Below are 12,136 nucleotides of genomic sequence, written 5' to 3'. Positions count from 1 at the left end.
GATATCAAGTCTTACCTCGACTTCCTGAGCGATCCTTCGATCGTCGCGGTCACGATTTCAGACAATGCGGCGGTGGGCGCCAATGTCGCTCAATTGACGAGCGACGCGGCGACCATCGACGAGCTGCGCAACGCCAATGGATCGGCCTACCAACTGGCGATCTCCGACACGGCGGCGAACGTCCAGAATGGCATCGCCACGCTGGCGGCCAATACACACATTGGCTCGATCACCGCAAGCGGCGGTCCCGCGAGCTTCTCTACGGCGATCTTCGCCGCCGACAAACCTACGCTCGACAAGATCGTCGGCGGTTTCGGCATTGCGGACACGGCGGCGAAAGTGTCGGGCAGCCTCGATGCGCTGCAGGGCGACGTGGCGGATATCGCCTCGATCAAATTCTCCGACGCATCGCCGCCCACATTGAACATCACTTCGGCCCAACTCGCGGCGGACGCGGCGGTGCTCGCCAAGATCGCCAGCCCGTATATTCTGGATGTCGCCAACGCCAGCGGCTCCAGCTCCTACGTCGGTTATGGCAATGGCCTTGTCTTCAACATCGGCGGCGGGACGACGAGCACGATCAAGGGCGGCGGCCTGAACGAGAGTTTCGTTTTCGGCGCCGGCTTCAAGACGGCGACGATCTCGGAATTCGCAACGCATGGCGGCGTCGCGTCAAACGATACGATCTCCCTGGCGAAATCCGACTTCGCGGACTGGGCGACCTTGCTCGCGGACGCGCATACCGGGGCCGGCGGCAGCGTCAGCTTCGTGTCGCAGTCGGGCGCGACGCTGACGCTGGCGGGCGTGTCGGTCGCCGCTTTCGAAAAGCCCGGGGCACCCTATAAAAGCGAATTTTCGTTCCACGCTTGAGGAAAATCCGGACGACAATGGCTTCAAATCTGGACTTGGGGGTAATGAATATGAAAATGACCACATCACTTGCGGCGGCGGCTCTGGCCTGCGCGCTTCTGGCGCCGCCGCAGTCGCGGGCTTCGACCTTGCTCAACCTGATCGATCCGCCAGATCAGACCGACACCGCCTATTCCCTTGCTTTCACCGCCGCCGGTCCGCTCACCACAATTTCCATCGGCGGCTATCAACTTCTGGACGCCGAGCAAACCACCAACATCGGCGTCTTTCTGAACGACGCCGGGGCCAATTTGCTCGGCGCCGCCTGGACCTTGACGCCAGCCGCTCCCCTGTTCACGGACACTTACACTTTCGACGACGGGACGTCGGTTTCCGCTCTTGTTTTCGCGTCGTCCGCCGCGGGCGCCTATGACACCTACGCACAGACTTTCGTCACGGCGGCGGGCCAGTCCTATAGCGTCAATTTTCTCTTCAGCAACGACATCTATGGCGGCGGTCCTTCCCCGAGCGGGCTCCTGGTGACCGAGGTGTCTCCGCCCCCCGTCTCGGGCGGCGTCCCCGAACCCTCGACCTGGATGCTGATGCTGCTCGGTCTTGCTGGCCTCGGCTTTCTCGACCGCCGCCAGAAAAGACAGAGCGCATCGGCGGTCGCCTGACCGGCTCCGGTTGCGGAAGACCTGCCGCGCCGTCGGCTTGAGAGGACGAGACTTCGGCCTTCGGGTCGAAGTTCGGCAACGACCCGGTCTTCGCCACTGTGGCGAATGTTGTTGTGGCCAATACGATCGAGTTGACGGTTTTGGCCTTTAGTCCGAGTGACGACAATCCGTTGCGCGGAGTTTTATCCAGTTTCGCGACGTTGCCCAACGACCGCTTCGTGGCGTCCAGAGAGCGTTGCTCAACGGCAGGCCGATGTCTGCAAAGGGTCACGAATACGCGTTCGACCGGAGCCGGGAAAGTCCGCTGACGACGTTGCACCGGCCATTGCGAGCAGAGCTTGAATGACGCGTTTGAGCCGATGGCGGAAATTCGTCCCAAGCCCGGGCAATCGGCGGGAAGGCGACTCTGGGTCGATCGATCCCGCCAGTTTCCAATGCGACTATTTTCAAAGATCGCAAATCATGGGCGTTCCCGCGCAAGCGCGGGCCGGGCTCTCGTAAACGGAGCCGCTGCGCGTCTCCGCCCTATCGGGCTTCGATCCCTAACGCCGCCGCGATCGCGCGCGCGAGGAGCGGCGGCGCTTATCGGCCCGCCGCCCCCAGCAACAGGATCTCAAGTTCTTCGCTTACAACGAACGGTCGCCACGTCTCGCCCCGGATCGCCATGCTCACCGCGCGTGACGCACCCAGCGCCTCCGCCGACGCCGCGTACGCGTCGATCAGACTGTTCGCCCAGGCGACCGCCCGCGCATCGGACATCTCCTCGAGCGGCTGAAGCCAGTAGCCGCCCGCAAGCTCCGCGGTCACAAACTTGTCGGCCGCTTCATCGGAGCGCTTGGCCGCCTCGAGCGATCGGCGGCAAAGCCAGATCGCCCGCTCAACCAGCGGCTTCAACATCTTCTCCAGCGCCGCACGCTTCGCGTTCGCGTCCTCCGGCCAGCAGCTCGTCATCGCGATCCGCTCCGCCATCGCGCGATCGGCGTCGTCCCGGATCTCGAACGGCGGCTCATCCAGCCCGAACGCCTCCGCAACCAAGGACACGTGCCGAATGTCCGGAGCAAGGCTCCACAACAGATCGGTCGTCGGTCTCGCCACCAGCTCCACCGGAAAACGGATCACCTGACAGCCGCCGGAATTGAAATCATCCAACATCGATAACCTCCCGAACAAACAATGAACAAATAACATCGTCAGAATCCGCACGCAAGCGGCAACATCTCGCTTTTACACAACATACGGCGACGCCTGTCACAATTGCGCTCAGCACTTCCGCAAGCAAAGCCCGATAGTCCGCGAAAGGTCGAGAATGTTGTAGCGCCGGAAACTCGAAGATCCCCGGATTAAACGGCAACAGCGTCCACTTCTCACCGAATCTCGAGGGAGGGCCGTTCGAACCAGGGCAAGTCCATCATGCGCATGTCGCGCATCCATATCTCACCTGTGATAGTCTTTCGCTCGTCACGACGCGGCCGCGAACGGCAGCAGGATAGGCGCGCCTTCGCTGTCGCATGACAAATTCCGGCCACCGCCCGGCTTCTCCTGTGCCGATCGGAGCTGGCCCGTTCGCCGCCCTGGGCTCGGGAGCGGAATGCGCGGCATCGCCAATTGCAAGGCCAAAGCAGCCAGCGCCGACATACTTAAAGTGAACCAAGCCAACGATGCGCTGGAGGAACGTCTCGATCCATCGCCTTCCGTCAGAAAAGTCTTACGAGCTCCTGGCCAAGGATTCCGGAATCGGAACGACAAAGCGCCGCTTGACGAAATCAAGCGATCTGGAAACCTCCGGCTTTTCGCGATGCGCGTGGTTCAAATGGCCCAAGGCGGATAAGGCGGATGGTTCCGGAGATCATCGTGCGCATGAGGGCTTTGTCGCGGCGGTCTCAAGATCGTTCGGCTGCATACAGCAGCCATTTCCGTGGACCTTACTCTCTGAGCGGCAGACCGGACGCCTATGTCAAGGCGAGTCCCCTCGGTTCTGTTGACGCCTAGCCCAGCCAGCCGGCGCAAAAACCTCTGCGGTCAACGATTTTCCCCTTCGCCCTGCGGGCGAATTCCTCGCGAAACAAAATCGCCGCCCTCCGAGGTCCTCCACGGTGTTCCGGCCCGCGCAAGCGCGGGTTCAGCGCCGTCTCCAGGCCGGGCTCTTTCGGCGTCACCGAGGGGAACTCGCTGACACAGGGTCAACGGCCCCCGGCGCTCTGGAAGGTCCACGACAATGGCTACCAATCGCAACGCTTCATCCAAGTCCGCCGCCGCGAAAAAGACCGGCTCCAAGCCGAAGATCTCCTTCGAAACCGCCCGCCTCCTCGCCCCGACGCAGGGCCAGGCCGAGCACATCGCCGAAAACTTCGGTCTCTCGCTCCCCGATTACGATAGCGTCAAGGACGCGCATTCCGAAGCGCTTCACAATATGGCTAAAAGCTTCGATGGCTCGCTGAACGAAAAGGCGACCATGATGCACTTCCAGCGCATCGTCGGGGCTGTGGTCTCCTCGGCAGTCGGCGCCGGCCGCTTCTACTCCCAAAAGGTGACGGAAGCGCGCACCGCCGCAGCCCGCACCGCCGAGGGCGGAGAAGAGCCCGACGCCCCGGTCGGGTTCGAAAGCAAGGCGCGGCGGCTGGCGGAATTCGCAGCCGACATGGCGATGCAGTCGCACGCCATCCTCGCCGCCGCCCACGGCGCTGTCGAAGCCTACAAGGAAATCACCGGCGAAGACTGGATCGCCTACGAAGCGCCCGCCGAAGACAAAGCGCTCGAACAGCGCTCCCTGAAGACCCAGATTTCGGCCTTCGACGCCTGAGCCACCATCGGCGGGGATCTTCGGATCCCCGCCTTTCGCTTAATCTCTCGCCAAAGGACAAAGTCCGATGTCCATCTCCTTTCTCCTTTACAATCAGGACAGCGCCAACTTTCGCCTCACGCCCTTGCCTGACGACGCCCAGCTTTCCCTGTCGAACGACAATGCGTTTGCCGTTCTGGAAGCCCTCGGGATCGAGGAACCCTGCTCCTCGTCGCCCTGGCCGATCGCGTGCTTCCGCTCCCTTCTGACCGTCGCGCGCCGCAAACGCCTCGGACACAGCTCGCCCGCCAGTCCCTCCGCCGAGCATCACGAACCCGGGCGAATGACCCTGATCGATTGCGGTCGCGCAGAGGGCTACATCGAGCGGCGCCTCAAGGATCTCTCCGATCTCGTCAACACCGGGCTTGAGGCCGGCGCAACGCATGTCGCCTGGGGTTGACCGCAACGCCGGCGGGGATTCGGCTTCCCGAATCCCAATCGGAGCATTGACCATATGTTTCCGCCCATCGGCTCAAACGTGCTCTCGACGGCGACGAATCATCGCCGTCCTGGCATGTAAAATTCGAGAAGACCGGGCTTTTTGCTTGACCTCAACGGAAGCGGCCCGGCTCCCATTGTCCCGCCAATATCGCAGCCCGCTCGGCTTTCTGGCGCTCATTCGCTTCGACATCGCCTTTGGTCTGCATGCAAAACGCCCCATAGCCTTCCCAGTAATGATCCGGCCGCTGACGCCCAAACCGGTCCAAATCCCACCAGTCATAAACCCATGACGATTTAAGCCTCGAGGTAACGAACGAGTGAAGGTGCATCGTTCCGCGCAGCAGACACGGCATCTTAGAATCGTCCAGCAAATGCCCGAACAACCTATCTCTATGTTCTTGTTGCAACTGGCAGCAGGCGTTCGCAAAGTCTGCATCTTCCACTCTTCCGCCAGCCCAATTCACCCGGATTCTATGCAGATCGGTCGAAAATGTTTCGAACTTGCCGTCTCGATGTTCGATGACAACAAGCAGTTCTCCTTGGCGGGCCGTTGAGCGAATGAGATGTATCTTCTCAACGCCCAGTTTTATATACTCAAACCCGTCATTGGCCGAAAACCCGAAACGCTTGGCAACCGGGAACATTTCGCCGTCGCTGTGCTTCAGCCAGTCCGCGCGCGCTCCAAAAAGGTCGGCGATCTTGTTGAGTTGCGAAAACGTAAAACTCCCTTTGCCAGCGCAGACGTTTTCGACAGCTTCGGATTTCTCACCGATCCCTTCGGCCATCCGGGCTAAAGTCCATCCTCTTCCGTCGAATTGCTTAATCAGCAGATCAAGCCTTTCCAACACAGGCGGGCGCGGATAAAAGACTCGTTCGAGAAATGCGACGATCTCTCTATTCATCGAACGTTCTTTCGCCTTCGCAACATCGGCGATTTTGTTGCGCATCCCGTGCGGCATCCGCAAAATAAATTGATCGCTATGACCGACCGGCTTTCTCAAAAGACCTCTCCCTGGCGATTAATTCCACCAGCGCGATCTCACCATTCACCCGCGCGAAGTTTCCGGACAAAATCTCGCTCCGTCTGACTTTTTCCGATCCATGCGCATGTCCGACCATTACGCATGTTCTCGCGCAAGCTTTTCAACCTCGCCTGCACGCAAAACCGCATAACATCCGACGCTCCGTATCCGGGCGTTCCCCGCGCAAACGCGGGTCGGGCTCTCGTAAACGGAGCCGCTACGCGTCTGTGCCCTCCGGTTCGTTATCCCTTACGCCGCCTCGACCACCCATCCGCAGATCAAACAGCCGCCACCCCTCGCCGCAGATCACCCAAGCGCAGCCGGACGGACATCGCCAGTTCCCATCTATCAATTCAGCCGCTTGACGTCCGGCGTCTCAAACTCGCCAATATCAACGCCGATAAAATCGTCGCCAAAGGCCCGAAGGCTTCCGCACTGCGCCGGCTCTTCGCCATTGAGACGCGGATCGAGCGAAAAACCTCGCGCCTCGAACTTTAGATCGCGCAGCGCCCACTGCACCGCCATCCGCAACGATCCCCACAAGTTCATGACCCCGCATCGGTTCACGCCTACCGCCAGCGGCCGCTGCGCTCTTTCCGGGACTTGAAGAAGCGCGCTCCATCCGTCCCGCCGGCGCGTCACCACGATGCCAACGATCACGTCCCTCCGCCAGACCACGCTTGCAACAACGCGCCGGTCGCTGAAGTCCTGAAAAGGATCGTGTTTCTGTTCCGGTATCCGCTGGCCCATCGCCGCCTGCCCTCTCTGTTCCTCTTATTGTTTTCGGGTAAAGCGGCGCGAACACCTAGCCGTCATCGTAAAATTCTTCATCGTCGTCGCCAGCGTGGCGATCCAGTTCGCGCCTCTGGCGAGGCCAACCTCGCAACAACGCCAGTCACCACCCAGCGCTTGGCCTTTGTCTCCCGTCTTCACTTCGTCACCGAAAGCCGGCCACGCCAGAACGAACGCGCTCGAGGTTGCGACAGACTTCGATCACGGCCCGCGGCCTCAACATGATTTGTTTCCACACGCCGGGTTTTGCCACATCGCCCGCACGAAATTTCCTTGCTGAGGCATTTGGCGGCGGGGCAGGCTTGAGCATAGGGACGCGCCCGATCGATCGTCACCTGTACCGACGCCACTCTGGCCTTTTCCGCAAAGCTCAAAGGCCCTCCTGTCAATTTGGACATGACGCCGCCTCACCGGGCAATCCCCTCGGTTTTGTTGACGCCTAGTCCAGCCAGCCGGCGCAAAAACCTCTCCGGTCAACGATTTTCCCCTTCGCCCCGTGGGCGAATTCCTCGCGAAGCAAAATCGCCTCCCTCCAAGGTCCTCCACGATGTTCCGGCCCGCGCAAGCGCGGGTTCAGCGCCGTCTTACGGCCGGACTTTTTCGGCGTCACCGAGGGGATGAACCGGATGAGCCGGCCGCCCTCGCGAAAACAGGAGAGAACCATGAGCCAGTGCGCGGAATTCCAGATCATCGGCCGCATCGGAAAGATCAAGAAGGTCGGCACGACCCTGCGCGTCACCCTCGCCGCCAGCTATCCCTACAAGGACGATCGTGGCGATTGGGCAGAAAAAACCCGCTGGAACGAAATCACGATCTTCAATGAGGCGCGTCAGTCCTACATCCAGCGCAACCTCAAGACAGGCGACCTGGTCCGCGCGACCGGCGTCATCGAGCAGACCAGCTGGGAAAAGAACGGCGAAATCCAATACGGCGTCTCCCTGGTCTGCGAGCAGATCGGCCGACTCGCCAAGGGTCCCAACCACGCCGACAGCAACGGCGCCGACGATTTGAACCCCTGACGCTCGAGGGGGAGGCGAAAGCCTCCCCTTTTCTCTCAAAAACGCCGTCGCCGAACCACAACGACCCATGGAGAGCGCCATGATCCAGCCGAAAAACTATTCTCGGGAAACTTACCTCGTTCTTCGCAACTGCGCATTGCTCGACGAGGGCGAATATGAAGGCAAGCGTTTCGTGCGCTGCATCCCTCGCGCCCTCGAATTCGGCGAACTGGGCTGGGGGCTCGCCGAGAAAGAGGCTCGCGAGCAGGCCCACCGTGTCGTCAAAGAGATCAACGAGCCAGGCGTCATCGTCTCATGGCACAATTCATTCGGCGATTACGTCCGGGTCGAGACCAAAACCGAGACTTTCCGCCTCATCTGCCATATGAAATCGTAACCGAATTCGCCACCTCCTTAACCTTTTATCGTGGCCACCCAAAATGCTGGCCACGATTTGCGTTCCCTCTATCTGTCGCGCCAGTTTTTTGCTCGATCCAGCATCGAGAAGGCGAGCGCATCGCACTCCGTTGCTGATGGGCGCCCCGGCCCTGCCAGTGCAACACCTACGTTGCCGAAATCCGGCGACGCTGCAACTACGCGGCGCAATCGAGTTGCAGTATCGACCCAATTCTTGACCCTTAGCCTCCACCGCGTTTCGCCAACACCTGGTCCAGCCAGCACGCTGGCCTGACCCCGCCGACGACATGCGCGTCCTTCACTTGCACCGGGTCGCGTTGACAATCCGCGATCCGCGCTTGCATCTCATAAAAACCTGCCAACGCGCTATCGTCCTGGTAAGCGCGCGCGACATATCCGCCTACAAAAATGCCCACAGCCACGATCGCAACACACAAAGCAAGCACCCACGCGTCCCGCCGATTGCGGCTCGTCTGCTTCAGCACCAGCCATTGCTGGCTCGATTCAACAAGTCTCGATGACAATTCCTTCGCGATCTGCGCGACCGAGCGATCGAATTCGTGTTCGGCGCGCTGACCCGCCGCGATCGCGGTCTCGGCCGCCTGCCGGCCAATCGCAATGGCTTTTTCACCGCCGGCGAAAATGATCTTCAACCGGCCCACTTCGAAATCGCCGGCAGCTTTGGCGTCCGCGACGACGCGGTGCACTTGCTCGATCGTCGCTTTGTTCATCTGTCCGCTCGCGGCAATCGCCGCCAGCAGGGCCGACACGAACCGGCCCTCCATGGCGTCCGCCTGAACGCCCCAGTCGCGCGCTGCGTCTTGAGCTTCCTTGATATGCCAATCAAGATCGTGGGCGGCGACGCCGCCCACTTCCCGGTCCATTTCCATGAACATTCTCCCATCATTCGGCCGCGTCGGTCTGGCTGTCGCGCGTCGCCGGGAGCCAGTCGGCAGGAATTTCATCAAACATATTAGGCAATTCCTGCTGCCACCATTTTCGGACACGCGCTCGATCGAAAAGGTTCAACGGCGGAAGGCCCTTGACGCTGCCCCCTGCTCCGGACATCGCGTCTTCGAAGCTCAACCCCCGATCCGCCACCTCCGACATGCACGCCAGACGCGGCATGTCGACAATGTGCCCGCCAGCGCTCAGAACTCGCGAGATTGTCGGATGCGTCATCGTCTGTGCGAAAGCTCCCTTCACGGACCTGCCCGAGAGAACCAGGCCGGCGTTAAGGACGACCAACGTCTGTTTCGACACAAAAAGATTGTTTTCCGAGAACCGCCCGAGATAGTCGAGATCCGGCGTTTCCGGCCCGACGACGTGAACCAGCACCACGCGAACGCCAGCTCCTTCAAGCGTTTCGACAACAGGAACATCCTGCACGAGCCGGCCCAGCGGCGTGTCTCCGCCGCCGATGTCCAAAATCGCACTCGTCCGGTTCTCGATCACACTCGAAAACCGCTGCTCCAGCCAGACTTTCACTTCCTCGGGATCGCCCTCAGGAGGCCTCAACGCGTTTCGATGAAAGAGGGACAGATTATAAGACGTATTTTGCTGGTCTCCATCCCAAATCTCAAATTCCGCGCCGCGCGCTTTCAGATATTGCGCGACGGTATTCAGAAAGGACGTCTTCCCAACGCGTTGACGTCCAAGAACCATCATTACAACCGGCGTAGTCATTCTGCTCTCCTTCACCATTTGCTTCTATTTTTCCTGTCATAAGGAATGTGCTTTGACCAATCTTTGGCACGGCTCCAAATGACAGCCTTCATTTTACCAACACGTAATTCTGGATCCAGGTTCGGATCATCCCAAGGTTCGGGAACACCGTCGTTGCGAAAAAATTGCCTCAAGTCGAGGACGGTTTTGTTGTCGAAATCCTTGATGCGCATGTCTTTAAGACATTCAGGCAAGACCAAGTCGTGCCAATAATCATGTTCAGGGGCTGGCGACGATATCGCCGATCCCACGACAAGCGCCTGACGCGGAGCCGGGACCAGCGCACGCGACTGTGCCGGCGGCTGCACGTTGGACAGTGGCGGCCCGTACTCGCCCTTCGGGAACCGCGACGGCATGTTGCGTCGCGGATCGGCCGCGCGCCGCGCCTCTCGCTCGGCGAGTTCCCCCGCGCGGCGTTCCTCGACGCGCTTTTTCTCCTTGCGAACCCGCTGCCAGGTAATCCGCGCTGTTCCTGGCGTCACCACTTTTCCGCCGTGCGCCGTGATCCCCTTCGCCGCGAAATCGGAGCACATTGTTCGCCATTGAACGCCCAGACCGCCTTCAACCCGCGCCTGGCAAAGTTCGTCATGGTGCTCCATCAGCCACCAAAACAAAGGCGAGCGCGTTTCTGGACGCGTGACGCGCTTCAACATAGCGTCTACCTCACTCCGCGAGATTCGCGGCAGCTCTGGCCGCCCCACTTTCTCCGTCATCGCAATTCTTCCCGCATTGGCGCCCCCGTCGGTCACTGATGGAATGACACCACGCACCGGCGCGAACTTGTTCGGCTAAATTCGGCTCTATCGAATTTTTTTCCGACGATTTGCGCACCTCAATCTGCCCTCCACCTCAACCATTCTAATGTTCGCGCGGGGCGCGCACCGCGCGTTCCCTCAACCGCCGATATGCCTACGTCGCAGCTTCGAGCGACCGGCGCGTTACGGGGAAGCTACCGACGCGCTAAAGGCGAGCTACAGGCGAGCTACGGCCACAGAAGAAGAAACGACCCCATACGGACCAATGCACCCTTAGTGCGGTCCGCCCGCGGGGCGCGGACCTGGCGCCTGCGGCGCTCGCCAAGCCGGAATTAGCCTGATCAAGAAAACGAACCACGCAAAATCAACAGAGAACGCCGCTGGCGGCTTTTCTGGAAGCGTCGGCTATGGTGGGGTGCGGACGTAGCACGATTGCCGCCGGCGGGCTTCTTAGGCGATTTTTAAAAAACGATCCTGTCAGGGCGGTCGGAGGACGCGAAAGCGCGTCCGCGCGGCCCCGATTTTTGCCCCTGGCGGCGAACCAGATTTGCCGCGCGCGGCACCGCCTGAACCGGTTGCGGCGTCGGCATAAAATTTTTGCCCGAGGATGTTCGAGTTCGCGCCACTTGCCCCGACACTCGCCATAGGCCGGGGATGGTCCCCAGGCCATAGCCATCGGCGCCGGCGCTCCATCAAGGGTCTGGCTAACGACGCTAAGCAGAAAAAACTAAAGGATTTTCAGCGATGTCCGACTCCGTAGAGCCCACCGACACCAATAACAATCAAAAGCTCCCGATCGAATTCTCATTCGAAAATCAAGCGCTCCGAACCGTGATCGATGATGAGGAGCCCTGGTTCGTCGCCAAAGACGTCTGCGACATTCTTGGCCTAAAAAATTCAAGTCAGGCGATTGCCCGTCTCGATGAGGATGAAAAGGGCCTAATTTTTATTGAGACCCATGGCGGTCTGCAAAATGCGGCTGCCGTGAACGAGCCGGGACTTTATCGCCTCATTTTCCGCAGCAGCAAACCTGCCGCCAGACGCTTCTCGAAAAAAGTCACAAGCGAAATCCTCCCGCAAATCCGCAAGACTGGAAAATACGACCCCGAATCAGACGCCCTGCTAAAAAAATATCAATTTGTCGGCCCCAACCGGAACGACGAGGCGATCACGCGGACCCTCAATGTCTTATTGGTATCTGACGAAATTCGCCAAAAAACCCAGGACCTTCTGGAAAACATCGGCAGAATCGAGACGATCGCCCCTGCCGCCGAGCAGAACGCGCTCACTTTCACGAAATCCTCGCTTAACGACCAGGAAATCTCGATCCAGTGCCCCAAATGCCGCCAGAGGCTCCAGGACCGGCACATCATCAGCGACCAAATGTTCGAAACGGCGCGCTATCTCGCGATCAAGGCCCAGGAACTGATAATCGAATTCAACCGCGAACGGGCCACTGTCGAAGCCCTCCAGGCCGCGCTCGCTCATGGCGACGAAGAAGAGCGCGGATTTTTCGATGCCGTCGCTGTCGATCGCGTCGCCGTCGACGGCCAGACTTTCAAAGCGCCGGCCAAAGATTGGCGCCGACCGCTTTGAATTCGCGCCGCCTGCCCAAATCCAG

At 60.1% G+C, this 12,136-nt stretch carries 14 protein-coding genes; 8 read left to right on the top strand and 6 right to left on the bottom strand.

Annotated features, from left to right (window positions below):
• Together QZY01_RS23810 and QZY01_RS23805 are read left to right on the top strand one after the other, a co-directional pair.
• Positions 1-870, top strand: an 870-nt coding sequence (locus QZY01_RS23810) for a hypothetical protein (protein ID WP_294542245.1), incomplete at its 5' end; no start/stop codon positions are given.
• Between the two features lie 56 nt (positions 871-926).
• Positions 927-1,526 carry a PEP-CTERM sorting domain-containing protein gene (locus QZY01_RS23805; protein ID WP_294542242.1) on the top strand — a complete coding sequence of 200 codons (600 nt, stop codon included), beginning with the start codon at positions 927-929 and terminating at the stop codon, positions 1,524-1,526.
• 582 nt (positions 1,527-2,108) lie between these two features.
• Here QZY01_RS23805 and QZY01_RS23800 read toward each other — a convergent pair.
• The gene (locus tag QZY01_RS23800) at positions 2,109-2,678 is read right to left on the bottom strand and encodes a hypothetical protein (protein ID WP_294542240.1); all 570 of its coding nucleotides are present in this window, start codon (positions 2,676-2,678) and stop codon (positions 2,109-2,111) included.
• A gap of 436 nt (positions 2,679-3,114) precedes the next feature.
• Between QZY01_RS23800 and QZY01_RS23795 the strand changes: the two genes are divergently transcribed.
• The 3 genes from QZY01_RS23795 to QZY01_RS23785 all read left to right on the top strand — a co-directional run bounded on the left by QZY01_RS23795 (position 3,115) and on the right by QZY01_RS23785 (position 4,765).
• Positions 3,115-3,354: a hypothetical protein gene (locus QZY01_RS23795; RefSeq protein WP_294542238.1), complete on the top strand. Its 240-nt coding sequence runs from the start codon at positions 3,115-3,117 to the stop codon at positions 3,352-3,354.
• Positions 3,355-3,741: 387 nt separating this feature from the next.
• The gene (locus QZY01_RS23790) at positions 3,742-4,326 is read left to right on the top strand and encodes a hypothetical protein (protein ID WP_294542236.1); all 585 of its coding nucleotides are present in this window, start codon (positions 3,742-3,744) and stop codon (positions 4,324-4,326) included.
• A 67-nt stretch (positions 4,327-4,393) separates the two neighbouring features.
• Positions 4,394-4,765, top strand: coding sequence for a hypothetical protein (locus QZY01_RS23785; protein ID WP_294542234.1), 372 nt, complete (start codon positions 4,394-4,396; stop codon positions 4,763-4,765).
• A gap of 151 nt (positions 4,766-4,916) precedes the next feature.
• On the opposite strand, the gene QZY01_RS23780 is transcribed toward QZY01_RS23785, so the two are convergent.
• Together QZY01_RS23780 and QZY01_RS23775 are read right to left on the bottom strand one after the other, a co-directional pair.
• Positions 4,917-5,807 carry an Arc family DNA-binding protein gene (locus QZY01_RS23780; RefSeq protein ID WP_294542232.1) on the bottom strand — a complete coding sequence of 297 codons (891 nt, stop codon included), beginning with the start codon at positions 5,805-5,807 and terminating at the stop codon, positions 4,917-4,919.
• Positions 5,808-6,176: 369 nt separating this feature from the next.
• Positions 6,177-6,353 carry a hypothetical protein gene (locus QZY01_RS23775; RefSeq protein ID WP_294542229.1) on the bottom strand — a complete coding sequence of 59 codons (177 nt, stop codon included), beginning with the start codon at positions 6,351-6,353 and terminating at the stop codon, positions 6,177-6,179.
• Between the two features lie 929 nt (positions 6,354-7,282).
• Between QZY01_RS23775 and QZY01_RS23770 the strand changes: the two genes are divergently transcribed.
• Both QZY01_RS23770 and QZY01_RS23765 read left to right on the top strand, forming a co-directional pair.
• On the top strand, positions 7,283-7,639 hold the full coding sequence (locus QZY01_RS23770) for a single-stranded DNA-binding protein (RefSeq protein WP_294542227.1): 357 nt from the start codon (positions 7,283-7,285) through the stop codon (positions 7,637-7,639).
• A gap of 79 nt (positions 7,640-7,718) precedes the next feature.
• Positions 7,719-8,015, top strand: coding sequence for a hypothetical protein (locus QZY01_RS23765; protein WP_294542223.1), 297 nt, complete (start codon positions 7,719-7,721; stop codon positions 8,013-8,015).
• A 241-nt stretch (positions 8,016-8,256) separates the two neighbouring features.
• On the opposite strand, the gene QZY01_RS23760 is transcribed toward QZY01_RS23765, so the two are convergent.
• The 3 genes from QZY01_RS23760 to QZY01_RS23750 are packed head-to-tail and all read right to left on the bottom strand — an operon-like array spanning position 8,257 to position 10,413.
• A complete protein-coding gene (locus QZY01_RS23760; RefSeq protein WP_294542220.1) occupies positions 8,257-8,925 on the bottom strand; it encodes a hypothetical protein in 669 nt (222 codons plus the stop codon).
• 13 nt (positions 8,926-8,938) lie between these two features.
• Positions 8,939-9,721, bottom strand: a complete 783-nt coding sequence (locus QZY01_RS23755; protein WP_294542217.1) for a hypothetical protein — start codon at positions 9,719-9,721, stop codon at positions 8,939-8,941.
• Between the two features lie 11 nt (positions 9,722-9,732).
• On the bottom strand, positions 9,733-10,413 hold the full coding sequence (locus QZY01_RS23750) for a hypothetical protein (protein ID WP_294542214.1): 681 nt from the start codon (positions 10,411-10,413) through the stop codon (positions 9,733-9,735).
• An 846-nt stretch (positions 10,414-11,259) separates the two neighbouring features.
• On the opposite strand from QZY01_RS23750, the gene QZY01_RS23745 reads away from it, so the two are divergent.
• Positions 11,260-12,111 (top strand): Bro-N domain-containing protein, encoded by an 852-nt coding sequence (locus tag QZY01_RS23745; RefSeq protein WP_294542211.1) that lies wholly within the window; start codon positions 11,260-11,262, stop codon positions 12,109-12,111.
• Positions 12,112-12,136 lie beyond the last annotated feature (25 nt).

The organism is uncultured Rhodoblastus sp. (genome assembly GCF_903903185.1).
Classification (GTDB): domain Bacteria; phylum Pseudomonadota; class Alphaproteobacteria; order Rhizobiales; family Beijerinckiaceae; genus Rhodoblastus.
This window is presented reverse-complemented; position numbering and strand designations above follow the sequence as displayed.

What these genes read in the sequence shown, in the direction of transcription:
- QZY01_RS23785 (WP_294542234.1), top strand. Translation starts at nt 4,394, where the DNA reads ATGTCCATCTCCTTTCTCCTTTACAATCAGGACAGCGCCAACTTTCGC.
- QZY01_RS23750 (WP_294542214.1), bottom strand. Translation starts at nt 10,413, where the DNA reads ATGTTGAAGCGCGTCACGCGTCCAGAAACGCGCTCGCCTTTGTTTTGG.
- QZY01_RS23790 (WP_294542236.1), top strand. Translation starts at nt 3,742, where the DNA reads ATGGCTACCAATCGCAACGCTTCATCCAAGTCCGCCGCCGCGAAAAAG.
- QZY01_RS23765 (WP_294542223.1), top strand. Translation starts at nt 7,719, where the DNA reads ATGATCCAGCCGAAAAACTATTCTCGGGAAACTTACCTCGTTCTTCGC.
- QZY01_RS23755 (WP_294542217.1), bottom strand. Translation starts at nt 9,721, where the DNA reads ATGACTACGCCGGTTGTAATGATGGTTCTTGGACGTCAACGCGTTGGG.
- QZY01_RS23760 (WP_294542220.1), bottom strand. Translation starts at nt 8,925, where the DNA reads ATGGAAATGGACCGGGAAGTGGGCGGCGTCGCCGCCCACGATCTTGAT.
- QZY01_RS23745 (WP_294542211.1), top strand. Translation starts at nt 11,260, where the DNA reads ATGTCCGACTCCGTAGAGCCCACCGACACCAATAACAATCAAAAGCTC.
- QZY01_RS23770 (WP_294542227.1), top strand. Translation starts at nt 7,283, where the DNA reads ATGAGCCAGTGCGCGGAATTCCAGATCATCGGCCGCATCGGAAAGATC.
- QZY01_RS23775 (WP_294542229.1), bottom strand. Translation starts at nt 6,353, where the DNA reads ATGGCGGTGCAGTGGGCGCTGCGCGATCTAAAGTTCGAGGCGCGAGGT.
- QZY01_RS23795 (WP_294542238.1), top strand. Translation starts at nt 3,115, where the DNA reads ATGCGCGGCATCGCCAATTGCAAGGCCAAAGCAGCCAGCGCCGACATA.
- QZY01_RS23805 (WP_294542242.1), top strand. Translation starts at nt 927, where the DNA reads ATGACCACATCACTTGCGGCGGCGGCTCTGGCCTGCGCGCTTCTGGCG.
- QZY01_RS23800 (WP_294542240.1), bottom strand. Translation starts at nt 2,678, where the DNA reads ATGTTGGATGATTTCAATTCCGGCGGCTGTCAGGTGATCCGTTTTCCG.